At 69.6% G+C, this 23,831-nt stretch carries 17 protein-coding genes and 1 pseudogene; 9 read left to right on the forward strand and 9 right to left on the reverse strand.

The features are described from left to right. From F790_RS14705 to F790_RS0111430, 4 genes and pseudogenes are all read left to right on the forward strand, one after another. Positions 1-465, forward strand: a pseudogene (locus F790_RS14705) (type VI secretion system tip protein VgrG); the annotation flags it as partial. Continuing rightward, the gene (locus F790_RS0111420; protein ID WP_019591733.1) at positions 450-1,196 is read left to right on the forward strand and encodes a DUF4123 domain-containing protein; all 747 of its coding nucleotides are present in this window, start codon (positions 450-452) and stop codon (positions 1,194-1,196) included. The pseudogene F790_RS14705 and the gene F790_RS0111420, both read left to right, overlap by 16 nt. Before the next feature lie 2 nt (positions 1,197-1,198). Further along, on the forward strand, positions 1,199-4,522 hold the full coding sequence (locus tag F790_RS14850; protein WP_019591734.1) for a hypothetical protein: 3,324 nt from the start codon (positions 1,199-1,201) through the stop codon (positions 4,520-4,522). 50 nt (positions 4,523-4,572) lie between these two features. After that, positions 4,573-5,586 (forward strand): tetratricopeptide repeat protein, encoded by a 1,014-nt coding sequence (locus F790_RS0111430; RefSeq protein WP_026332940.1) that lies wholly within the window; start codon positions 4,573-4,575, stop codon positions 5,584-5,586. A 513-nt stretch (positions 5,587-6,099) separates the two neighbouring features. On the opposite strand, the gene uvrD is transcribed toward F790_RS0111430, so the two are convergent. Continuing rightward, on the reverse strand, positions 6,100-8,295 hold the full coding sequence (uvrD, locus tag F790_RS0111440; protein ID WP_019591736.1) for a DNA helicase II: 2,196 nt from the start codon (positions 8,293-8,295) through the stop codon (positions 6,100-6,102). Positions 8,296-8,370: 75 nt separating this feature from the next. Here uvrD and F790_RS0111445 point away from each other — a divergent pair, with 75 nt between their 5' ends. Both F790_RS0111445 and odhB read left to right on the forward strand, forming a co-directional pair. Further along, positions 8,371-11,205, forward strand: coding sequence for a 2-oxoglutarate dehydrogenase E1 component (locus tag F790_RS0111445; RefSeq protein ID WP_019591737.1), 2,835 nt, complete (start codon positions 8,371-8,373; stop codon positions 11,203-11,205). Positions 11,206-11,239: 34 nt separating this feature from the next. Beyond that, the gene (gene odhB / locus F790_RS0111450; RefSeq protein WP_019591738.1) at positions 11,240-12,580 is read left to right on the forward strand and encodes a 2-oxoglutarate dehydrogenase complex dihydrolipoyllysine-residue succinyltransferase; all 1,341 of its coding nucleotides are present in this window, start codon (positions 11,240-11,242) and stop codon (positions 12,578-12,580) included. 13 nt (positions 12,581-12,593) lie between these two features. Here odhB and dtd read toward each other — a convergent pair whose 3' ends face one another. From dtd to F790_RS0111465, 3 genes are read right to left on the reverse strand one after another with little or no spacing between them, the layout of a single operon-like run. Beyond that, complete coding sequence (gene dtd / locus F790_RS0111455) at positions 12,594-13,043, reverse strand: D-aminoacyl-tRNA deacylase (protein WP_018868963.1); 450 nt, start codon at positions 13,041-13,043, stop codon at positions 12,594-12,596. Continuing rightward, positions 13,040-14,023, reverse strand: a complete 984-nt coding sequence (pip, locus tag F790_RS0111460) for a prolyl aminopeptidase (protein ID WP_019591739.1) — start codon at positions 14,021-14,023, stop codon at positions 13,040-13,042. Before pip ends, dtd begins: the two co-directional genes overlap by 4 nt. Before the next feature lie 52 nt (positions 14,024-14,075). After that, positions 14,076-14,471: a hypothetical protein gene (locus tag F790_RS0111465; protein WP_019591740.1), complete on the reverse strand. Its 396-nt coding sequence runs from the start codon at positions 14,469-14,471 to the stop codon at positions 14,076-14,078. A 193-nt stretch (positions 14,472-14,664) separates the two neighbouring features. On the opposite strand from F790_RS0111465, the gene F790_RS0111470 reads away from it, so the two are divergent. The 3 genes from F790_RS0111470 to F790_RS0111480 are packed head-to-tail and all read left to right on the forward strand — an operon-like array spanning position 14,665 to position 18,085. Beyond that, complete coding sequence (locus tag F790_RS0111470) at positions 14,665-15,477, forward strand: tRNA 2-thiocytidine(32) synthetase TtcA (RefSeq protein WP_018868967.1); 813 nt, start codon at positions 14,665-14,667, stop codon at positions 15,475-15,477. Next, positions 15,470-16,372, forward strand: coding sequence for a lysophospholipid acyltransferase family protein (locus F790_RS0111475; RefSeq protein ID WP_019591741.1), 903 nt, complete (start codon positions 15,470-15,472; stop codon positions 16,370-16,372). The genes F790_RS0111470 and F790_RS0111475 overlap by 8 nt, the downstream gene beginning before the upstream one ends. A gap of 6 nt (positions 16,373-16,378) precedes the next feature. After that, positions 16,379-18,085 carry an alpha/beta-hydrolase family protein gene (locus F790_RS0111480; RefSeq protein WP_026332942.1) on the forward strand — a complete coding sequence of 569 codons (1,707 nt, stop codon included), beginning with the start codon at positions 16,379-16,381 and terminating at the stop codon, positions 18,083-18,085. Between the two features lie 6 nt (positions 18,086-18,091). On the opposite strand, the gene recG is transcribed toward F790_RS0111480, so the two are convergent. Genes recG through gmk form a run of 5 tightly spaced genes read right to left on the reverse strand, consistent with a single transcriptional unit; the run spans position 18,092 to position 23,785 of the window. Continuing rightward, entirely contained in the window at positions 18,092-20,155 is a 2,064-nt protein-coding gene (gene recG / locus F790_RS0111485) for an ATP-dependent DNA helicase RecG (protein ID WP_019591743.1), read from the reverse strand. A gap of 25 nt (positions 20,156-20,180) precedes the next feature. Next, positions 20,181-20,570: a RidA family protein gene (locus F790_RS0111490; RefSeq protein WP_018868971.1), complete on the reverse strand. Its 390-nt coding sequence runs from the start codon at positions 20,568-20,570 to the stop codon at positions 20,181-20,183. A gap of 52 nt (positions 20,571-20,622) precedes the next feature. Then, the gene (gene spoT, locus F790_RS0111495) at positions 20,623-22,809 is read right to left on the reverse strand and encodes a bifunctional GTP diphosphokinase/guanosine-3',5'-bis pyrophosphate 3'-pyrophosphohydrolase (RefSeq protein ID WP_019591744.1); all 2,187 of its coding nucleotides are present in this window, start codon (positions 22,807-22,809) and stop codon (positions 20,623-20,625) included. A 9-nt stretch (positions 22,810-22,818) separates the two neighbouring features. Next, positions 22,819-23,094: a DNA-directed RNA polymerase subunit omega gene (rpoZ, locus tag F790_RS0111500; RefSeq protein ID WP_019591745.1), complete on the reverse strand. Its 276-nt coding sequence runs from the start codon at positions 23,092-23,094 to the stop codon at positions 22,819-22,821. Positions 23,095-23,134: 40 nt separating this feature from the next. Next, entirely contained in the window at positions 23,135-23,785 is a 651-nt protein-coding gene (gene gmk, locus F790_RS0111505) for a guanylate kinase (protein WP_026332943.1), read from the reverse strand. Positions 23,786-23,831: the final 46 nt, after the last annotated feature.

Consider the following 23,831-nt stretch of genomic DNA (forward strand, 5'->3'; position numbering starts at 1 on the left):
GAACACCTCACCGTCCAGGGCGAACGCCGCGAACACACCGCCGCCGACCAGCACCTCACCGTCGACGGCACCCTGCACCAGCGCTTCGGCACCGCCCAGCTCGTCGAGGCCGGACGGGAGATCCACCACGCCGCCGGCACGAAGATCGTCCTCGACGCCGGCGCCGAGATCACCCTCGAAGCCGGCGGCAGCTTCATCAAGGTCGACCCCTCCGGCGTCACCCTCAGCGGCCCGAACGTCCGCCTCAACTCCGGCGGCAGCCCCGGATCCGGCAGCGCCCAGCAGGCGCAGGCGCCCGAACTGCCGGGGCATGTGCAGGCCGAGCCGCCTCCGGAAGCGGTGCAGGGTGCCGGGCCCGACCCCGAAATCTACGCAAACAGCGCGGCGGCCCGCATGGTGTTGTGTGGCAAGGACAAGGAGTCCGGTGAATGCGCCAGGGAAGACTGCCCATGCACCAATGGCTGACACGCGTCGGAGACCGCGGGCACACCGTCGAAAGGCCCGGGGAAGACGGCAAGGCAGGGCGGTTCGGGATCATCATCGACCAGCGCCGCGCTCCGGAAGAAGCTCGCGCCCTTTATGCTTTGGACGGCGCCGACAGCATCATCCCCCTGTTCGCCGGTACGGCACTTGACGCCCTGGCGGCGCACAGCCCGTGGGTGGGCTGGCTGGGCGTGGACAGCCCCGCCCTGGAACAGGCCGAGTCGCTTTGCCGGGAACGGGCGCTTGGCTGGATGTGGCTGCCACCCGGTGGCGCCATGGAGCCCTGTCTCGAGCTTCTGCAGCGGTTGAGCGTGCTGGACGACGCCGGGGGAGGCCAGTCGCTGGTGCAGCTGCAGCGACCGGAGGCCTGGAGTGCGTTGCTGGCCGTGGCGCCATCCATGCAGTTCGATCACTGGCTGCACATCCTCGGGGCGGTGTATACGCCGACGCCCACGGGCGGCTGGCGCTGCTGGACCGGGAACGAACCGCGCGAGGCGGAGTGTGTGGCCGTGCTGGACGGCGAACAGTGCCAGGCGCTGGACGATGCCCCGTTGGCATGGTGGCTCGGCCGCGAACTCGGCATTGCGCTGGAGGATGTCCCTCCGCAGCGGCTTGAACAGCTTCGGCGTCTTCAGGAAGCGGGCATCCACCAGCCCCGGGAATGGCGGCGCCGACTGCCGGATTTTGATTTTGCGGCAAGCAAGGAGGCTTGAACATGAGTCATTCCATCCCGACCGAGGTCTGGCCCCCGTGTCCGCGTGGAGCGGACGACGAACTCTTCCACGAAGACCCGCGCCCCCTCTGTGACACCTCCAGCTGGGAGGACATCGCCTACCTGACCGGATCCGGCGAATTCTGGCTGCTCAATGCCACGGCGGCCGCCGCGATGCACGGCGCGGCCGACGACCTCGCCGACATCGCCGCCATGGATGATCGCGAGGCACGCAACCGGCGGCTGTCCGAGGAGGCCGGGGTGCTGGACAGCTTCCTGCCGGCCCACCCGGTCAGTTTCCTGGCCGAGGACGACCGCCGGCAGTTCACCGACACCCTGCAACGGCTCGCCGCATTGCAAGACGAAGACCCCGACAGCCTGCTGCGACGGGTCGTGGACGACGAGCCCTTTCAGGCATTCAACAGCGCGAGCACCTCGCAAAACTGGCCCGGTGATGACGCCATGCCCTCGAGCGTACCGACGCACGCGCAGGCGCAGGAGAAAACCCGCGAGAGCAACGACCACCTCGAACAGCTTCAGGCGCTCTACCACCGCGGCCTGAAAAAGGCCGAAGAGTCGGGCTACGTGGTCGACAGTGGCCTCATCCATGGTGATGGCGAAACCCGCATCCGCGAGGCCCTGCAGCGCTATCACGAGCACCGGGACCTCGCGTTCCACTCGGTCCGCTCCCACCTGGAACGGGATCAGGGTCTGCCGCCGACCCGGCCTCTGCACCGGATCCTCGATCAGTACCGCCGGCATGTCGAGCTCTGCGACCGGGATCCGGTACCGGAGGCCGCATCGCAATGCGAGATCGCCCAGGTGATCGAGTTCGCCATTCCGCAGCTGGAACAGGACTACCGGGACTACATCGACAGCATCGTCGAACTCGCCGGTCTGGGCGTCGCCACCCCCGAGTTCGCGCTGGCCGAGGATCCCGACGCGGGTTTTGCCGACGGGGTCGACCATCTGGCCCGCTACTTCGAGTACCTGCAGGCGTTCGAACAACTGCAGGAAGACGTGGATACCCGCCTGCGCGAGTGGGAGCAGGGTACGGCCCGCGGCACGCCGCTGCCCGTGTTCCTGTTCACCGACGAACAGGCCCGCTTCGACCGGCTGCGCGAGGACATGGATCGCCTTCACCGCCTCGCCCTGCGGCGTCTCAAGCGCATGTACCCCGGGCGCGTTCTCCACTGGGACCTGGGGCCCGACGACATCCGCGAGGCCGAGCTCTACCGCCCGCGCCCGATCCACCGGCTGGTACGCGCCGACTTCCCCCTGCGCGAGTTCAGCAGCCCCGGGCGGCCGCGCACCCTCGACCACCTGAGCCTGCATCAGCTGGGTGAGACCTGCGAGCACTCCGCCCGCCAGCGCGACGCCGCCAACGAACACGACAGCCGCGCCATCGCCGAACCCCGGTCGATGCCCGACACCGCGCTCGCCGGCTGGCTTCGCCGGCGTGGCTGCCGACGCATCGACTGGAACCCCGACTGGCACGACGACGCCCTCGGGCTTTTCCGGCCCGAGCGCTTCTTCGAGGACCTGGACCGCCAGGGCCTGGCGATCGAGCGCCTCGCCGACGACAGCGCCCGCGAGCAATGGGGCCAGCGCCTGCGCCGGATCCTGTTCGCCGACCCGCTCAACCACCCCATGCGCCTGTTCGACGCCAGCGGCCCGGCCCAGTTGCTGCGCCTGCTGGCCGGCGAGCACGCCGAGCCCGACCGGCGCGAGGACACCGCCTTCGGCGACGGCACCCTCTGGCTGCGACTGCCCGAGCCGATGGCCCGCGCGGATGCGGATACCGACGAGGGCGGCGCCCGTCTCGGCGTCCAGGTTCGGCACGCCGACACCGCCAGCACGGGCGACGACGCCGGCGGGCGCAGAGTCGCTGTTACCCCCAGCCTGGCGCTGGACGACCCGGGCATCACGGCCACCCTCACCCGCGGACAGGGCGACGACCCCGCTCGCCTGCAGATCCAGGGCCAGCACGCCTTCGACTTCGCCCGCGGCGAACTCGCCCTGGAGGCCATCCATCTGCCCGAGCCTGCCCGGGCCGAAGCGGTCAAAGTCCCCTTCGGCGCCGCGGCCGACGACCCCGACGCACGCTCCATTGGCCGCTACTGTCTGCGTATCGAGCCCGTCCTTCACGGCCACGCCGCCGTCTCCATCGCTCTGGGCGGCGCGGCCGGGCTCGACACCGCCAGCGGGCGCATGACGGTCAACGGGTTCGCACCCGTCGAGCGCAACGGCGTCGACGCCCGCCTCGATGCCTTCGCCGGCACTGGCCTTGCCGCCCACAACCACTGCCGCCTGCTGTGGCAGCCACCCGAAGGCCTGCTTGCGCGCCTGCCGCGCTACCAGGCCCTGGCCCGCATCCACCGCGAGGACCGTGCCCACCGCGAGGCCGGGCAGTGGAAGACCCTCACCACCGCCGAGATCAACCCCGAGGTGCGCGCCGGCGTCGGCGGCGGCGCTGCCTTCCGGATCGGTCTGGACAACGGGCGGTTCGTGCTGCACGCCTCCCTGCGCCTGGTGCTCGGCATCGGCGGCGGGGGCAGCGTGCGCCTCACTCTCGACCCCCGCCACCTGGACCTGTGGCTGGCCATGCTCCACCAGGCCCTGGTCGATGTCGGCTACGAGCGCGTCGACTGGATCGACGAGGACGCCTTCGAGCAGATGAGCATGCTCGCCTACCTGTCCGCCGTCACCCTGGTCGATGCCAGCCTGTTCCTGCTGCGCACCACCTACAGCATCCGCCAGTGGTTCGAGCGCTTCACCCGCCGCCGCGATATGGCCAGCCGCATCGCCCATGAACTGGCCACCGAAGAACCGCCCGAACTGCGCCACGACCCCGAGGCCCGGGAGGCCCACACCCGCCGCGTCCGGCAATTGCGGGCCTGGGTGCGCCAGCTCCCGCCGGAAGCCCTAGGCCCCCTGCTCGACACCCTGACCAGCGAGCCGAGGGCGTTCGAGGTGGAGGGGCAGCAATACAACGCCGATGAGTCAAGGCGCTTCCACCAGCAGGCCATCCTCAACTGCCTGCAATGGATCGTCTCCGGCGTGGGCGACGGCGTATACGGACCAAAGCGCACCTTCTCCGCCGACGACCCCAACCCGGCCCAGAAACTGTTCGAGAAGGCCGTGATCCGCATGGGGCGCGACGGACGGCCCACCAGCGAGGCGAAGCGCGAAGCCTATGAGGAGAACCGACGACGTCTGGACAGCTTTATGCCAACACCTTCACCAACTGCGGGTGGGCGCGAGGAGCGCAGGAAATACGACAATGCCGTTCGGATGTTATCCAGGCATCTGTCGCCGATTGACTGAGGAGCAAGAATCAACAGGTATGTCTTGGGGTGTGTTCATGGGACGGAAACATGTCTTTACGTAATATAAAAATCACTATTTTCGCGGTCCTTGTTCTTTCATTGGCAGGTGATCCTGTGGCCTCACCTGTTAATGCCGACCCAACGCCGGACCTTGACCAGACCGCCCAGCAGGCCAGGGAAGAAGGCATGCGCCTGTACGGCATCCGCTGGCGCAGCGTGGCCATTCCTCATCTGGAGAAGGCGGCCGAGGCCGGCGATGTCGAGTCCATGTACTACCTGGGCGAAATCCACCGCTTCATGGACCGCGGCATGTCCCGCGAGGCCATCGACTGGTACCACCGCGCCGCCCTGGGGGGCGACCCCTACGCCATGCTTCGTCTGAACTGGGGCATGATCTGCGAACTCGCTGACCTCTGTCCCGAGGACCACGACACCTGGGTCGATATGGCCCTTGAGCAAGAGCTGCCCAGAGCCGAGAAGGGCGATCCGGAGGCCATGCTTGCGCTGTATTCGATCTACGTTGCACTGGATGATGCTGAGGAGGGGCGAGACTGGCTACGCCAGTCGGCCAAGGCCGGCCATCCCCAGGCACAGGATCTGTGGGCCAGTCGGATTCAGGAGCGCTCCGACGAATGGCCGCCACCGCTCGAAGACGTCAAAGCCGCCGAACCCTGGTTCCGCAAGGCCGCCGAACAGGGCTATGCACCGGCCATGAACAACCTTGCCGGCAATCTGTGGCGGCAGGACGATGTGGAAGGCTCCTGGAAGTGGGTCGTGCATGGATCTGAACATGGCCATGTAGAGAATCGGACTACCTACGGTGGCTGCCATCTCGCTCCCGAAGATCTGACTTATTGCCCGAAGGACAACGATCCGATCAAGGGCTGGGCGATACTCCGCGCCGTTTATGAAGAAACTCGACACCAGAACGCCAAATGGTACCTGGAAGAGTTTCCCGATCTGCTCATCGACGAAGAAATCGCCGAGGCCGAGGCACTTGCCGAGGACTGGCTGAACCGCGACCCGCCGTTGTCCTACTTCCCGCCGAAATACGGTTTTTAGGGAGAAGTGTCGCATGGACGCAGCCGGCACCGGTCTCGCCGCCCACAACCACTGCCGCCTGCTGTGGCAGCCACCCGAAGGCCTGCTTGCGCGCCTGCCGCGCTACCAGGCCCTGGCCCGCATCCACCGCGAGGACCGTGCCCACCGCGAGGCCGGGCAGTGGAAGACCCTCACCACCGCCGAGATCAACCCCGAGGTGCGCGCCGGCGTCGGCGGCGGCGCCACCTTCCGGATCGGCCTGGACAACGGGCGGTTCGTGCTGCACGCCTCCCTGCGCCTGGTGCTCGGCATCGGCGGCGGAGGCAGCGTGCGCCTCACCCTCGACACCCGCCACCTGGACCTGTGGCTGACCATGCTCCACCAGGCGCTGGTCGATGTCGGCTACGAGCGGGTCGACTGGATCGACGAGGACGCCTTCGAGCAGGTGAGCATGCTCGCCACCTTGGGGGGGCAAGACCCGCGGGAGCCCTTACCGGAGGTTTCGGGGTCGAACAGCGGGTCGAAGGGTTCGGGTCAGGCCAGCACGTCCAGCTTGGCGAAGCCGACCACCAGCCACTTGGCGCCGGCGTCGGCGAAGTTGACCTGTACCCGGGCCGAGGATCCCGAGCCCTCGAAGGCCGTGACCAGCCCCTCGCCGAAGCGCGCGTGGTGCACCCGGGTGCCGATCGCCAGGCCCTCCTCGCGGGCCGATTCCGCCTGCGCGTCCATGCTGCTGGTCCGCTGGCGCGCGGCGGCGAAGCGCCCGGCGGCGTAGGGCGAGGACTGCGGGCGCAGCACCTCGAGCATGTCTTCCGGGATCTCGTTGAGAAAGCGCGAGGCCGGGTTGGAGGCCTCGCGGCCGTACAGCCGGCGGGTCTCGGCGTGGGTCAGGTACAGCTGGCGCTCCGCCCGGGTCATGCCCACGTAGGCCAGACGGCGCTCTTCCTCCAGGCGGCCGGGCTCGTCTACCGAGCGGGCGTTGGGGAACAGCCCGTCCTCCAGCCCGGTCAGGAACACCAGCGGGAACTCCAGGCCCTTGGCCGAGTGCAGGGTCATCATCTGGATCGCGTCCTCGTCGGGGTCCGCCGACCCCTCGCCCGACTCCAGCGCGGCGTGTGACAGGAAGTCGGTCAGGCGGTCACCGGTGGTTTCCTCCTCGCGGATCTCCTCCATGTCGAAGGCCCGCGCCGCACCCACCAGCTCGTCGAGGTTCTCCAAGCGTGCCTCGCCGCGTTCGCCCTTCTCCTTCGCGTAGTGCTCGCGCAGCCCGGACAGGGCGATGGCCTGTTCCACCTGTTCCCCCAGCGGGCGCCCGGACAGGGCGTCGCGGATCTGTTCGATCAGCTGCAGGAATCCCGCCACCGCGTTGCGCGCGCGTCCGGACAGCGCGTTCGCCTGCACCGCCCGCTGCGCCGCGCGCAGCAACGAGATGTCCTGTTCCGCGGCCACCGCGCGCAGGTCGTCGAGGGTCTTTTCGCCGATCCCGCGCGGCGGCTGGTTGACCGCGCGCAGGAAGGCCGGGTCATCGTCGCTGTTGCCGGCCAGGCGCAGGTAGGCCAGCGCGTCGCGGATCTCCTGGCGCTCGAAGAAGCGCAGCCCGCCGTACACCCGGTACGGCAGGCGCCGTGCGATGAAGGTCTCTTCCAGCACGCGCGACTGCGCGTTGGAACGGTACAGGACCGCACATTCGCGGTGCTGGCCGCCGTCCTCGATGTGCCGGGCGATGGTCTCGGCGATGAAGCGCGCCTCCTCCTGCTCGTTCAGCGCGGTGTACAGCCGCACCGGCGCGCCCTCGAGGTCCTCGGTCCACAGCTCCTTGCCCAGACGGCCGCTGTTGTGGCGGATCAGCGCGTTGGCGGCGTTGAGGATGCTGGCGGTGGAGCGGTAGTTCTGTTCCAGCCGCACGACCCGGGTGCCGGGGTAGTCCTTCTGGAAGTGCTGGATGTTCTCGATCTTCGCCCCGCGCCAGCCGTAGATCGACTGGTCGTCGTCGCCCACCGCGAACACCGGGATGGCGCCGGCGATCAGCCGCAGCCAGGCGTACTGGATGTCGTTGGTGTCCTGGAACTCGTCCACCAGCACGTGGCGAAAGCGCGTGCGGTAGTGTTCCAGCAGCCCCGGATTGTCGCGCAGCAGTTCCAGCGAGCGCAGCAGCAGCTCGGCGAAGTCCACCACCCCGGCGCGCTCGCAGGCCTGCTGATACGCGGTGTAGATGCGCACCCACTGCCGCGCGATCGGGTCGCCGGTGTCCGGAAGGTGTTCCGGGCGCGAGCCCTCGTCCTTGCGCGCGTTGATGTAGCCCTGCGCCTGCTTCGGCGGCCAGTGGGACTCCTCCAGCTCCAGCCCGCGCAGCACGCGCTTGACCATGCGCAGCTGGTCGTCGGAATCCAGGATCTGGAAGCTCTGCGGCAGTCCGGCCTCCTGCCAGTGCTGACGCAGCAGGCGGTGGGCCAGACCGTGGAAGGTCCCCACCCACAGCCCGCTGGCCGGATAGTCCAGCAGTTCCTCGATGCGCCCGCGCATCTCGCTGGCGGCCTTGTTCGTGAAGGTCACCGCCAGCAGTCCGTGCGGGGCGATGTTCTCCACGCCGATCAGCCACGCGATGCGGTGGACCAGCACGCGGGTCTTGCCGGAGCCGGCACCGGCCAGCACCAGAACGGGTTGCGACGGCGCGGCCACGGCCTCGCGCTGCGCCGGATTGAGGCCTTCAAGAAGGGGAGAAACGTCCATGCGCGCATGGTAGCAAACGCGGTACAGTCGAGGTCTGCAGAACTTCGCGCGCACGCCCGACGTCACAGGACCACCATGAACGACATGTCATCCCGCCATCGGCTGGATCAACCGGTTTCCGGACAGGACCCCCACCCGGACAATCTGGCGTTTGCCGAGACGCTGCTGGAGCGTTTCCGCGAGGATCCGTCTTCGGTCCCGGCGGCCTGGGCCGACTATTTCCGGGCCCTGGAGGATGCGGCACCGCAGGCGCGTGCGCCGGCGCGGGGCGAGGAGCGCCGCCGGCATACCGATCGCCCCGACCTGGAGCACGAGCGCCTGCAGATCCGCGTGCTGCAGTTCATCAACGCCTATCGTTACCTCGGGCATTTCGGCGCGCGTCTGGACCCGCTGGAGCGCGAGGCCCCGGTGGCACCGCGCGAGCTGAGCCGCGAATACCACGGGCTGGAAGGCGTGAGCCCGGACATGAGCTTCGACCCCGGCTCGCTGTTCCTTGACGGTCCGGCACCGCTGGACACCATCGAACAGGTCCTGCGCGAGACCTACTGCGCCAGCATCGGCGCGGAATACATGCACATCACGGCCACCGACGAGAAGCGCTGGCTGCAGGAGCGCCTGGAGTCGGCGCACGGGCGCTTCGGTTTCGGCGACGATACCCGCCTGGCGATCCTCGAGCGCCTCACTGCCGCCGAGGGCCTGGAGCGCTACCTGCACAAGCGCTACGTGGGCCAGAAGCGCTTCTCGCTGGAGGGCGCGGAGAGCCTGATCCCGCTGCTCAATGCCCTGGTCCAGCGCGGTGGCGCACGCGGCCTGACCGAGCTCGTGCTGGGCATGGCGCATCGTGGCCGTCTCAACGTGCTGGTGAACCTGCTGGGCAAATCGCCGGGCGAGCTCGCCGACGAGTTCGAAGGGCGCCCGCGCGATGATCGGGGCACCGGTGACGTCAAGTACCACATGGGGTTCTCGTCCGATGTGGAGACCCCCGGTGGACCGGTGCATCTGGCGCTGGCCTTCAACCCGTCGCATCTGGAGATCGTGACGCCGGTGGTCGAGGGTTCGGTGCGCGCGCGCCAGGTGCGCCTGGGCGACCGGCAGGGCAACCGGGTGATGCCGGTGGTGATCCACGGCGATGCGGCCTTCGCCGGCCAGGGCGTGGTGATGGAAACCCTCAACATGTCGCAGACCCGCGGGTTCTCCACCAAGGGCACCGTGCACGTGGTCGTGAACAATCAGATCGGGTTCACTACCAGCACGCTGAAGGATGCACGTTCGACGCATTACGCGACCGATGTCGCCAAGATGGTGAATGCGCCCATCCTGCACGTGAACGGCGACGACCCCGAGGCGGTGGTGTTCGTGACCCAGATCGCGCTGGATTACCGCATGCGGTTCGGCAAGGACGTGGTCATCGACCTGGTCTGCTATCGCCGTCAGGGGCACAACGAGGCCGACGAACCCGCCGCGACCCAGCCGCGCATGTACCACCGCATCCGCGACCTGCCGACTACCCGCGAGCGCTATGCCCGTCAGCTGATCGAGGAAGGCCTGACCGACGCGCAGCAGCAGGAGCAGATCCTCGACGCCTACCGCGACCGGCTGGATGCCGGCGAGGCGGTGGCCGACTCGCTGCTGCGCGATCGCACCCGCGAGACCCGCGCCGGCGGCACCAACTGGGGTCCGTACCTGCATCAGCCCTGGGATCAGCCGGTCGATACCGGCGTCGACCGCGAGCGTCTGGCGACCGCGCTGGAACACCTGTCGACCCCGCCGGAGGGCTTCGAGCCCCACCCGCGGGTGCACAAGATCCTCGAGGCGAGGCGCCAGATGGCGCGCGGTGAACAGTCGCTGGACTGGGGTGCTGCGGAGACCCTGGCCTACGGCAGCCTGATCCAGGACGGCTATCGCGTGCGCCTGTCCGGACAGGACTCCGGGCGCGGGACCTTCTTCCATCGTCACAGCGTGCTGCACGAACGCAACACCGGCGACACCTACGTCCCGCTGCGCCGACTGGATCCGGACCATCCGCGCTTCCTGGTCATCGACTCGCTGCTGTCCGAGGAGGCCGTGCTCGCGTTCGAATACGGTTACGCCACCGCGGCCCCCGAGGCGCTGGTGATCTGGGAGGCGCAGTTCGGAGACTTCGTCAACGGCGCCCAGGTGGTGATCGACCAGTTCATCTCCTCCGGTGAGCAGAAATGGGGGCGGCTGTGTGGCCTGACCCTGTTCCTTCCGCACGGCTACGAGGGCCAGGGACCGGAGCATTCCTCCGCGCGCCCCGAGCGCTTCCTGCAGCTGGCGGCGCAGGAGAACATGCAGGTATGCGTGCCGACCACGCCGGCGCAGATCTTCCATCTGCTGCGCCGGCAGATGGTGCGTCCCTACCGCAAGCCGCTGGTGGTCATGACCCCCAAGAGCCTGCTGCGGCACCGTCAGGCCGTTTCCTCGCTGGAGGACCTCGCCGAAGGACGGTTCGAGACCGTGCTGGACGATCCGGAGGTGACCGATCCGCAGCAGGTCCGTCGGGTCCTGCTGACCAGCGGCCGGATCCACTACGATCTGGTCTCCACCCGCCAGACCGACGAACGCGAGGATGTCGCCGTAGTGCGCCTGGAGCAGTGTTACCCGTTCCCCTGCGACCGCATGCGCGAGGTACTGGAGCGTTATCCGCAGGCCGAGGAATTCGTCTGGATCCAGGACGAGCCGGAAAACCAGGGCTATCTCGGCTTCGTGTATCCGCGCCTGGCCCCGCTGCTGGCCGAGCGCGGTCATGCCCTGCACGCGGTTGCGCGCCCGCCGGCGGCGGCCCCGGCGGTGGGCTATCCCGAGGTCCACCGGTCGCAGCACGAGGAACTGCTGGAGCGCGCCTTCGGCCCGCTGGGCAGTCGTGACCTGCCGCACCCGACACCCTGAGTCCGTCCCGCAAAACCGCCGAAAAGGAAGCCCGATGTCCGCCGAGCAGACCCCGATCCAGGTTCCGCAACTCCCCGAATCCGTGGCCGACGCCACGGTGATCGCCCTGCACCGGAAGCCGGGCGATGCCGTACGCCGCGACGAACTGATCGCCGAGCTGGAGACCGACAAGGTCGTGCTGGAGGTCAACGCCCCCGCCGACGGAACCCTGGTCGACCTGGCCGTGGCCGAAGGCGACACCGTGCACGCCGATGACGTGCTCGGCCATCTGGGCCCGGCCCCGGCACAGGCCGCCGAGGAGGCCCCGGCGGCCGGGGAGCACGTCGAGCCCGAACCCGACCCCGCCTCGGCCGAGGCCGACGAAGCGGACGAAGGCCCCGAGTCCGAACCGGCCGCGGATGCCGGCTCGCCGCCCCCGCCGAGCCCGGCGGTACGCCGCCTGCTGCAGGAGGCCGGCCTGCGCGAGGATCAGGTGCGCGGCACCGGGCCCGATGGCCGTATCCAGCGCGAGGATGTCGAGCGCGCACGCCAGGCGGCGGGCGGCTCCGGGGCCGAGGCCCGGGGTGACGGCGGGGGTGAATCCCGGCGTCCGGCGGCCAGTGGCTCCGGACGCGTTGCCACGCGCGAGCCGGCCGGAGCGGAGCCGGAGGGCGAGGCGCCGCGTGCGGCCGGCGAGCGCGGCACCGAGCGGGTACCTATGAGCCGCCTGCGGGCGCGCATCGCCGAACGCCTGCTGGAGGCGAAGCAGTCCACTGCGATGCTGACCACCTTCAACGAGATCGACATGTCGCAGGCCATGGCCCTGCGCGGGCGCTACAAGGATGCCTTCGAGCAGACCCACGGCATCAAGCTCGGCTTCATGGGGCTGTTCGTGGCTGCGGCCACCCGAGCCCTGCAGCGTTTCCCGGTGATCAACGCCGCGCTGGACGGGGAGGAGATCGTCTACCACCACTACACCGACATCGGCATCGCGGTGTCGTCCCCGCGCGGACTGGTGGTTCCGGTGCTGCGCGATACCGGCAACGCCTCCATTGCCGACATCGAACGCCGCATCCGCGACTTCGCCGAGCGTGCCGGCAGCGGCAAGCTGGATATCGACGAGCTGCGCGGCGGCACCTTCACCATCACCAACGGCGGGGTGTTCGGTTCGCTGTTCTCCACGCCCATCGTCAATCCGCCGCAGAGCGCCATCCTCGGCATGCACGCGATCAAGGAACGCCCGGTGGCGGTGGACGGCGAGGTGGTGATCCGGCCGATGATGTACGTCGCGCTGTCCTACGACCACCGCCTGGTCGACGGCGCCGACGCCGTGCAGTTCCTGGTGGCGATCAAGGAGGCCATCGAGGACCCGGCGCGTCTGGTGCTGGACGTCTGAGTCCGAACGCGGTTCAGCCCCGGGGCCGGGCCTGCAGCCAGAACGTGACCGGGCCGTCGTTGGTCAGGCTCACCTGCATGTCGGCGCCGAAGCGCCCGGTCGCGACCGGTTCGTGGCGCTGCTGCGCCCGCTGCAGCAGGTGGTGGAACAGGGCCTCGCCACGCTCCGGGGGAGCGGCCGTGGTGAAGCTGGGGCGCATGCCCTTGCCGGTATCCGCCGCCAGGGTGAACTGCGGCACCAGCAGCAGCCCGCCGCCGGTCTCCCCCAGCGAGCGGTTCATGCGCCCCTCCTCGTCCGGGAACACGCGATAGCCCAGCAGGCGGTCGAGCATGCGCTCGACTGCCGATTCGTCGTCGTCCGGTTCCACCCCCACCAGCGCCAGCAGCCCGGTGCCAATCTCGCCGGTGATCTCCCCGGCGACCTCCACCCGCGCCCGGCTGACCCGCTGGATCAGGCTGATCATGTCCGCGCCCTGCCACTGCCCGGCTCCAGCCCGCCCGCCAGGTGGGTCAGGCGATCGGTGGCGGCGACCAGCGCCCGCGCGATCCCCGGCTCGGCGGCCGAATGCCCGGCATCCGGGACGATCTGCAGATCCGCCTCGGGCCAGACCTCGGCGAGCGCCACCGCCTGCTCCACCGGGCACACCACGTCGTAGCGCCCGTGCACGATGAAGCCCGGGATGTCGCGCAGGCGCCCGGCATCGCGCAGCAGCTGGTCCGGTTCCAGGAAGGTGTCGTGGCTGAAGTAGTGGCACTCGATGCGCGCCAGGCTCAGGGCCACCTCCGGGTCCTCGAAGTGGTCGATCACGTCGTCGTTGGGGATCAGGCAGGAGGCATGTCCCTCCCAGGCCGACCACGCCTGCGCGGCCGCCTCGCGCACCGCCGGGTCCGGGTCGGTCAGGCGCCGATGATAGGCCGCCACCAGGTCGTCGCGTTCCTCCGCAGGGATGTGGTCGCGATAGGCCGCCCAGGCCTCGGGGAACAGGCGGTCGGCCCCCGCCTGGTAGAACCACTGGATGTCGCGCGGCCGGCACAGGAAGATCCCGCGCAGCACCAGGCCCAGCACCCGGCCGGGGTGCGTCTGCGCATAGGCCAGCCCCAGGGTGGAGCCCCAGGACCCGCCGAACACCACCCAGCGCTCGATCCCCAGTTCCTCCCGCAGCCTTTCGATGTCGGCCACCGCGTGCCAGGTGGTGTTCGCCTCCAGGCTGGCGTGCGGGGTGGAGCGGCCGCAGCCGCGCTGGTCGAACAGCACGATGCGATAGCGTGCCGGATCAAAGAACCGTCGATGCCAGGGCTCGCAGCCGGACCCGGGGCCGCCGTGCAGGAACACCGCAGGGATGCCTTCCGGGTTGCCGCATTCCTCGTAGTACAGGCGGTGGCCGTCGCCAACCTCCAGGGTGCCGGTGGTATGGGGTTCGGTCGGGGGGTAGAGCGCGTCCATGGCAGGCCTCGAGTTACACGAGCCCCAAGTCTGGCCAAAAACGGCGCGGCTGTCAGTCGTCGTCGATCACCTTCCCGCGATAGACCCGGCGACCCTTCTTCTTCGCGGGTTCGGCGGCATCGGTTGTACCCGGGGTGTCCGGTGTCTCCCCCGGCTCCGCGGCCGAACCTTCTTCCCGCGCGTTGTCGGCGTCCGCATCGGCCTCGGATCGGGATGCCGCCGGGGCGCTCAGATGCCCCCGCAGGGTCATCGCCGCCGCCTGCACCATGCTCGATCGGCTGCGGCCGGCATAGTCCAGCAGCACCTCCATGAAATCCGGGTCGGCGAACGAGAGACGACCCACCGCCGGGAACTCGCTGCGCAGGGCGCGCTTGAGCTCGCCGGCGAGGGTCAGGGTCTTGCGGTCGTACATGTCGAAGTTCCGCGCGGTGTCCGTCCCGGGACTCATGCAAGCCGGGTGCCACGGTGATTCGGCCCGTCTTTCCCGTCCGGGGCGCCCGGGTGCCGGACCCCGATCGCGCGGGTGAACCGGGCTGGTGCAGACGCCCGCGCGCTCAAGGGCAGCCGCACCGCCCCGGTGCATCCCCTCGCGGCCGGCGTCGGGGCTTGCGCGGGCCGCGCCCCGTCCCTATGTTGCGGGCATGGAAACCCCGTCCGTTCCTCGTTCCATCCGCCGGCTGGCGGGTCAGGCGATCCGCGAGTTCGACATGATCCGTGACGGCGACCGCGTGCTGGTCGGTCTGTCCGGTGGCAAGGACTCACTGACCCTGCTGTGGCTGCTGCACGAGCTGGCGCGTCGCGCGCCGGTGCATTTCGAGGTGGGTGCGGTGACCATCGACCCGGAGATCGACGGCTTCGACCCGGAGCGCCTGCAGGACTACCTCGGCGGCTACGGGATCCCGTATCACTTCGTCTCCGAGCCGATCGCCGAGCTGGCCGGCGAGCACATGGATAACGACTCGTTCTGTTCCTTCTGCTCGCGCATGAAACGCGGCCTGATGTATCGCACCGCGCGCGAGCACGGCTACAACGTGCTGGCGCTGGGCCAGCACCTGGACGACCTCGCCGAGAGCTTCCTGATGAGTGCCTTCCACGGTGGTCAGCTGCGCACCATGAAGGCCCATTACCGCATCGACGCCGGCGACCTGCGCGTGATCCGACCGCTGGTCTACGTGCGCGAGCGCCAGACCCGCGACTTTGCCGAGGCGGCCGGATTGCCGGTGATCCTCGACAACTGCCCGGCCTGCTTCTCCATGCCCACCCGGCGCGAGCACATGAAGGCGCTGCTGGCGCGCGAGGAGGGCGAGTTCGGCGAACTGTTCCGCAACCTGCGCACCACCCTGCGCCCGCTGATGACCGAGGGCGGGATTCCGGGGCCGGACGAGGCCCCCGCCGCTTCAAACGGGCCGCGGTCCGCGGAACCGGTGCCCCGCGGGGAGCCGGCCGATGGCTGAGCGGCGGCAGCTGCGCGACCGCCTGATCGGCATGGTCCTGCGGGTGCTGGGGCGCCTGCCGCTGCGGGTCAATCACGCGCTGGGCGGGCTGCTGGGGACGCTGGTCTGGCTGCTGCCCACGCGTTCGGCGCGGCTCACGCGCATCAATCTGGCGCTGTGTTTCCCGGACATGGATCCGGCCTGGCACCGGCGCACTGCGCGGCGTTCGCTGCAGGCCATGGCGCGGTCGCTGACCGAATCGCCCTGGCTGTGGCGGGCCTCGCCCGAGCGCCTGGCGGCGCTGGCGGAGGCTCCACCGCATTACGCCCGGCTGCAGCAGCGCGAGCCCGGGCGGGCCCTGTTCCTGGCCACGCCGCATCTGGGTTCCTGGGAATTCGCCGGCCTGCAGGCGGCCACCCACGGCCCCATGGCCACGCTGTACAGCCCGTTGCCGACCCCCGAGATCGACCGCTGGGTGCGCGAGGCGCGCGCCGCCACCGGGGCGAAACTGGCGCCGGCCGACCGTTCCGGTCTGCGCATCCTGCAGAAGGCACGCGATGCCGGCGAGATCATCGGCGTGCTCCCCGACCAGAGCCCGAAAGGGACCTCGGGCGTGCACGCGCCGTTCTTTGGCCGCCAGGCCCTGACCATGACCCTGCTGCCGCGCCTGCTGCGCGGGCGCGACGACCACGTGGTCTTCCTGTTCGCCGAACGCCTGCCGCGCGGGCGCGGCTTTCGCTACCACGAGATCGAGGCCGGGCCCGAGGTGCGGGACCCGGATCCCGCGCGTGCCGCCGCGGCGGTCAACCGCATCGTCGAGGACCTGGTGCGGCGCTGCCCGGAGCAGTACAACTGGGCCTACAAGCGTTTCCACCCACCGCCGCCGGGACAGCCGTCGGTGTACGCCCGCCGCTGAAGCGTGATGTCGTTCCCCGATTCCTTGGCCCGTATGGCCGCCCGCACCCCGTTGCCCCGCTGGCTGGCGCCGGGCTGGGCGCGGCGCCTGGCGGCCTCGCTGTCGGTGCCGGGGCTGTTGCTGGGCACGCTGTTCTTCGCCGCTTCGCTGTCGCCCAGCCTGATCCCGCGCACCTGGGAGATGCAGGGCATCCTGTCCGGGATCTCCCTGTCGGCGGGTTATCTGCTCGGGGTCTTCCTGCACTGGCTGTGGGCCTACCTCGAGCTGCCGGAGGCCGGCGAGCGGGTGCACCGGATCATGGTCAGCGTCGCCGCCGTGCTGTGCGCGATCATCGCGGTCGCGTTCCTGATGCAGGCGGCCCAGTGGCAGAACTCGATCCGCGAGCTGATGGAGCTGGACCCGGTGGACAGCGCGCATCCGTTCCGTACCGGGATGATCGGCCTGGCGGTGTTTGCGGCAGCGCTGGCGGTGGGGCGGCTGTTCCTGCTCAGTTTCCGCTTTGTGGCCGTGCGTCTGCGCCGTTTCATTCCGCGGCGGCTGGCCAACGTGACCGGCGTCATCGTCGCGCTGTCGCTGTTCTGGGCGGTGATCGACGGGGTGCTGCTGGAATACGGTCTGCGCACGGCCGACCGGACCTTTCAGCAGTTCGACGTGCGCATGGAGGCGGACGTGGAGCACCCGGGCGACCCGCTGCTGTCGGGCAGCGAGGCATCGCTGATCGGCTGGGAGGACCTCGGCCAGCACGGGCGGCGCTACGTGGGCTTCACCCCCACCCGCGGCGAGATGAGCGAATTCTTCGGCCAGCCGACCCCGGCACCGCTGCGGGTCTATGTCGGATTGAACGCGGCGGAGACCATCGAGGAGCGTGCTCGCCTGGCGCTGGACGAACTCCGGCGCACCGATGCCTTCGACCGCTCGGTGCTGGTGCTGGCCACGCCCACCGGGCGCGGCTGGGTGGATCGCGACGCGATGCAGGCGGTGGAATATCTGCACCGCGGCGACGTGGCCTCCGTGGCGGTACAGTACTCTTACCTGCCCAGCTGGCTGTCGCTGATGTCGGAGTCATCCTACGGGCTGGAGACCGCGCAGGCGGTGTTCGCCGAGATCTACGGCTACTGGCGCGAGCTGCCTGCCGAGGAGCGCCCCGAGCTGTATCTCCATGGTCTCAGCCTGGGGGCGCTGAATTCCGAGCGCGCGGCGGATCTGTACGACATCGTCGGCGATCCGTTCTCCGGTGCGCTGTGGAGCGGGCCGCCGTTCCGGTCCGAGGCCTGGCGCGAGATCACCGCGCAGCGCGAGCCCGACTCGCCCGCGTGGCTGCCGCGCTTTCGCGACAGTTCGATCGTGCGCTTCACCAACCAGGATCCGCACCTGGAGATCCCCGGTGCCGAATGGGGGGCGATGCGCATCGTGTACCTGCAGTACGCCAGCGACCCCGTCACCTTCTTCGAGCCCGAGGCCTTCTACCGCCAGCCGGAATGGATGGAAGAACCGCGCGGCCCGGACGTGACCGACAAGCTGCAATGGTACCCGGTGGTGACCATGCTGCAGCTGGCGATCGACGTGGCCGCCGCGGATGATGCCCCGGTGGGCTACGGCCATGTGTATGCCCCGGAACACTATGTCTACGCCTGGCGCCACGTGACGGATCCCGAAGGCTGGTCGGAAGACGAGCTGCAGCGGCTGAAGGACCACCTGCGCGGCGATCGGTAGCGGCCGTCAGCCGACCTGGCCGTAGCGGGTCGCATCCCCCAGCCAGCGCTCGATCAGCGCGCCGCCGCGCGGCGGATCCTGCAGCAGCCCCTCGGCGATGCGGGTCGCGCGCGGCAGCAGGTCCTGGTCACGCGACCAGTCGGCCACGCGGAAGCTGCGGTCGCCGGTCTGGCGGGTGCCCAGCAGTTCGCCCGGCCCGCGCAGGCGCAGGTCCACCTCGGCGATCTCGAACCCGTCGTCGGTGCGCCGCATCGCCTCCAGACGCTCGCGCGCGGTGTCGCCCAACGGCGGGCGATACAGCAGCACGCAGGCGCTGGCGGCATTGCCGCGCCCCACGCGCCCGCGCAGCTGGTGCAGCTGCGACAGGCCCATGCGCTCGGCATTCTCGATGATCATCAGGCTGGCGTTGGGCACGTCCACGCCGACCTCGATCACCGTGGTCGCCACCAGCAGGTCGATCGCACCGCGGCGGAATTCCTCCATCACCTGGTCGCGCTCGCTGCCCTTCATGCGTCCGTGTGCCAGCCCGATGCGCAGCCCCGGCAGGGCCTCGGCCAGGCGCTCGCGGGTGGCCTCGGCGGATTCGGCCTCCAGCTGCTCCGAGTCTTCCACCAGCGGACACACCCAGTAGGCCTGGGTGCCGTCGCCGCAGGCCACGCGGATGCGTTCGATCACCTCGTCGCGGCGTTCGTGGCTGATCAGCGCCGTGCGCACCGGCGTGCGCCCCGGCGGGCGTTCATCGATGATCGAGGTCTCCAGCCCGGCGTACAGCGTCATCGCGAGGGTGCGCGGGATGGGCGTGGCGGTCATGATCAACTGGTGCGGGGTGTGGCCGTTGCCCTTCTCGCGCAGCGCCATGCGCTGATGCACGCCGAAGCGGTGCTGCTCGTCCACCACCGCCAGCCCGAGGCGATGGAAATGCACGTCCTCCTGGAACAGCGCATGGGTGCCCACGGCCACCGGCCGCGCCCCGCTGGCCAGTTCGTTCAGCAGCTGGCCGCGTTCGCTGCGCCCCTGGCGTCCACCCAGCCAGGCGACGGGGATCCCCATGGGCTCCAGCCAGGCGGCCAGGTTGCGTGCGTGCTGGCGGGCCAGCAGCTCGGTGGGGGCCATGAACGCAACCTGGTAGCCGGCCTCCACCGCGGCCAGCGCCGCGGCCACCGCGACGAGGGTCTTGCCCGAGCCCACGTCGCCCTGCAGCAGGCGGTTCATCGGCTGCTGGCGGGCGAGATCCGCCCGGATCTCGCCGATCACGCGCTGCTGGGCGCCGGTCAGCGGGAACGGAAGCCCGGCATGCAGGCGCTTCCACAGGTCGCCGGGCGGGGCCAGCGCCGGGGCGTGTTCGTCGGGTTCGGTCCGGGCATGCTGCAGGCGGGCGAGCTGGTGCGCGACCAGTTCCTCCAGCGCGAGCCGGGTCTGCGCGGCCGAGCGCCCGTCGATGCCGGGCTCGAGCGCCGCGGTCTGCGTGTCGGGGGGCGGCTGGTGCAGGTCCTGCACGGCCTGCTGCAGCGGCGGCAGGCCGTCACGCTCCAGTTCCGGCAGGAGATCGGGCAGCTGCCGGATGCCGGGCAGGGCCTGGCGCACCAGCTTGCGCAGCAGCGGCTGCGACACGCCGTCGGTGACCGGGTAGACCGGGGTCAGGCGCTGTTCCAGCGCCGGCGGGGCATCCGGATCGACGATCTCGGTCTCCGGGTGCACGCATTCCAGCGCACCGGGCACGCCCCGTGGTTCGCCGAAGGCGCGGACCCGGGTCCCGGTCGCCAGGCGTTTCTGCTGCGCGTTGCCGAAGTGAAAGAAGCGCAGGGTAATGAGGCCCTGACCGTCCCCCAGGGTGACCACCAGCATGCGCCGGCGGCGGATCACCACCTCGCTGCGCTCGACCACGCCTTCGAACAGGGCGGCGCGGCCCGGGCGCAGGCGGTCCAGCGGGGTGATGCGGGTGCGGTCCTCGAAGCGCAGCGGCAGGTGGAACAGCAGGTCGCCGCAGACATGCAGGCCCAGCCGCGCCAGGCGCTCGGCCTGGCGCGGTCCCACGCCGGTGAGTTCGGTCAGCGGGGCCTGCAGGTCCATCTGCAGTGCTCCGGGGCGCGGGGCCTCAGCCCCGCGGGCACCAGGCGATGGCGTCCATCTCCACCTGGGCACCCTTGGGCAGGGCGGCCACGCCGATGGCCGCGCGCGCGGGGTAGGGCTCGCCGAAGTATTCGCTCATCAGCTCGTTGACCAGCGGGAAATGGGTCAGATCGGTGAGGTAGATGTTGAGCTTGGCGATGTCGCCCAGCCCGGCGCCGGCGGCTTCCAGCACCGCGGCGAGGTTGTCGAACACCCGGCGGATCTGGGCCTCGATGCTTCCGTCCACCAGTTCCATGGTGGCCGGGTCCAGCGGGATCTGGCCCGACAGGTACAGGGTGTCGCCGGTACGCACCGCCTGCGAGTAGGGGCCGATGGCGGCCGGGGCGGTTTCGGTCTGGATCACTTCGCGGGACATGAGGTCTCCTGATTGCTGTGCGCCATAACTGTGCGACCGGCACCTTACCGCATCAGCCTCGCGGGCGGGAGATCTTCAGGACGTCGGGCAGGCGCCGCAGCATGCGCATGATCTGCGCCAGGTGCCGGCGGTCGCGCACCGTGAGCAGGAAGGTCATCGCGGTGGAATGCCCGTCCTGCTCGTTGAAGGAGATGTGCTCGATGTTCGAGCCCTGATCGGCGATGTTCGCGGCCATCTCCGCCAGCGCCCCGCGACGGTTCGCGGTGCGGGTGCGGATCGCGGCGGTGAACTGCAGGCCCGGTTCGTGCGACCACTGGAGGTCGATGGTGCGGTCGGGGCGCTCGCGGCCTTCGTGCAGGTTGCGGCAGTTCTCGCGATGGATCACCAGCCCGCGTCCGGCACTCAGCTGGCCCACGATCGGGTCGCCCGGGATGGGATAGCAGCAGCGCCCGTAATTCAGGACCATGCCCTCGGTCCCGCGGATGGCCAGGGTCGGAGTCTCGTCGCCGCTGGTCTCGCCCTCGACTTCCGCGGTTTCCGCGGTCTCCAGGCCCGTCAGCTGGCGGGCCACCAGGCCGGCCATGCGGTTGCCGAGGCCGATCTCGGCCAGCAGGGCATCCAGGTCCCGCAGCTGCATGGCGTCCAGCAGCTGGTCCAGCTGCGCCGGGGAAACCCGCGCCAGGCTGGAGTCCAGCGCGGACAGGGCCTTTTCCAGCAGTCGCCGCCCAAGGGCGCGGGCCTCGTCGGTCTGCATCGACTTCAGGCAGTGGCGGATGCCGCTGCGGGCCTTGCCGGTGACCACGAAGGACAGCCAGGCGGGGTTGGGCCGGGCGCCCTCCGCCGTGACGATCTCCACCGTCTGGCCGCTTTGCAGGCGACTGGACAGCGGCGCCAGCTGACGGTCGATCTTGGCCGCCACGCAGCGGTTGCCCACGTCCGAATGCACCGCGTAGGCGAAATCGATGGGCGTGGCATTGCGCGGCAGCACCAGGATGTCGCCCCCCGGGGTGAAGGTGTAGACCTCGTCGGGGAACAGGTCGACCTTGACGTTCTCCAGGAACTCGATGGAGTTGCCCACGCTGTTCTGGATCTCGAGGACGTCCTTGAGCCATTCGCGCGCGCGGCTCTGCGCGGTCTGCGCCAGTTCGCCGCCGGCCTTGTACTGCCAGTGCGCGGCGATGCCGCTCTCCGCCACGCGGTCCATCTCGGTGGTGCGGATCTGGATCTCGATGGGGATGCCGTGCGGGCCGAAAAGCACGGTGTGCAGCGACTGATAGCCGTTGGATTTGGGGATCGCGATGTAGTCCTTGAAGCGCCCCGGCACCGGCTTGTACAGGTTGTGCACGACCCCCAGCGAGCGATAGCAGGTGTCCATGCTGTCGACCACGATGCGGATCGCGAAGACGTCGAAGACGTCCTCGAAGGTGTTGCGCTTGGACAGCATCTTGCGGTAAATGCTGTAGAGCGATTTCTCGCGCCCGGTGATGCGGCCCTCGATGCCCGCGGCCTCCATGCGCGAGCAGATCGCCTGCTCGATGTTGCGCATCGGCTCGCGGCGGTTGCCGCGGGCTTCGCGCATGGCCTTCTCCAGCACCGCCGCGCGCCACGGATGCTTGGCGGTGAACCCGAGGTGCTCCAGCTCGCGGCGCATCGCGTTCATCCCCAGGCGCTGGGCGATGGGGGCGTAGATCTCCAGGGTCTCGTTGGCGATGCGGCGTTTCTTGTCCGGGCGCATCACGCCCAGGGTCCGCATGTTGTGCAGGCGGTCGGCCAGCTTGACCAGGATCACCCGGATGTCGCGGGTGATCGCCAGCATCATCTTGCGGAAGTTCTCCGCCTGCGCCTCGGCCTTCGACTGGAACTGCAGGTGGGTCAGCTTGGAGACCCCGTCGACCAGCTCCGCGACCTCCTCGCCGAACTCGGCGTGGATGCGGTCCTTGCTGGTGGGGGTGTCCTCCATCACGTCGTGGAGGATGGCCGCGCAGATCGCGCGGTGGTCCATGCGCATCTCGGCCATGGTGCGGGCCACGGCCAGGGGGTGGTAGATGTACGGCTCGCCGGTCTTGCGGGTCTGGCCGTCGTGGGCCTCGGCGCCGAACAGGTAAGCGCGATAGACCTCCTCGACCTGCTCCGGCTCCAGATACGCCTCGAGCTCAGCGCACAGGTCGCTGATCAGGAAACGTGCGGAGCCCGAGGGAGCCGAGGAGACGGCCCCGGGCGCGGACAGCCCAGCGGCCATGGGCTCCACCTACCGTTCGTCGGCTTCGAGCTGTTCCAGGTGCCGGATCGTGGAGAAATCCAGCATCTGGTTCTGCGGCCGCTCGTCGTGTTCGTCGAACACCTCGGTCCCGACCTCGCCGGCGGCGATCTCGCGCAGGGCGATGACCGTCGGCTTGTCGTTGTTCTCGGGGACCCGGGGTTCCTTGCCGTGGGCGATGTGCCGGGCGCGACGGGCGGCCATCATCACCAGCTCGAAGCGGTTGTCGACTTTTTCGAGGCAGTCCTCGACAGTTATGCGGGCCATGGGCTAGCTCCGGATGTTGCGTGCAAAAAGGTTGAACGGTTCAGGCCGGCGCACGGGCGCCGGCCAGCAGGTTGTTCAGGGTATCCGCCGAGCGGATCTCCTGCTCCACCGTACGCAGCCGGTTGGAGCGGAAGATGCTGGCAAGATCCCGCAGGGCCTGATCGAACTCCGCGTTGACCACGGTGTAGTCGTATTCGCGGTAATGCGTGCAGTCCGATTCGGCATCACGCAGGCGGCGTTCGATCACCTCCTCACTATCCTGACCACGGCCGCGCAGCCGACGTTCCAGTTCGGTGCGCGAAGGCGGCAGGATGAAGATCGAGCGGCAGTCCGGCACCGCGGCGCGGACCTGCCGGGCGCCCTGCCAGTCGATCTCCAGGATCACGTCGAAACCGGCGTCCAGGCGTTCGTTCACGCTGGCCAGTGCGGTCCCGTAGAAGTTGTCGAATACCTTGGCGTGCTCCAGCAGCTTGCCGTCCTCGATCATGCCGAGGAAGGTCTCCGCCGAGACGAAGTGGTAGTCCACGCCGTCGACCTCGCCCGGGCGCGGCTGACGCGTGGTATGCGAGACCGAGACCTCGACGTCCTCGACGCTGTCCAGCAGTGCGCCGACCAGGCTGGTCTTGCCGGCACCGGAGGGTGCGGAAACGATGTACAGCGTGCCACGTGCGGGCCGGGAAGAAACGGTCATGCTGGCGTCCGCCGAAGGAGGACCGGGCGGTGCCGGATGCACCGCC

It is taken from the genome of Thioalkalivibrio sp. ALE20 (genome assembly GCF_000381405.1).
Lineage (GTDB): Bacteria > Pseudomonadota > Gammaproteobacteria > Ectothiorhodospirales > Ectothiorhodospiraceae > Thioalkalivibrio.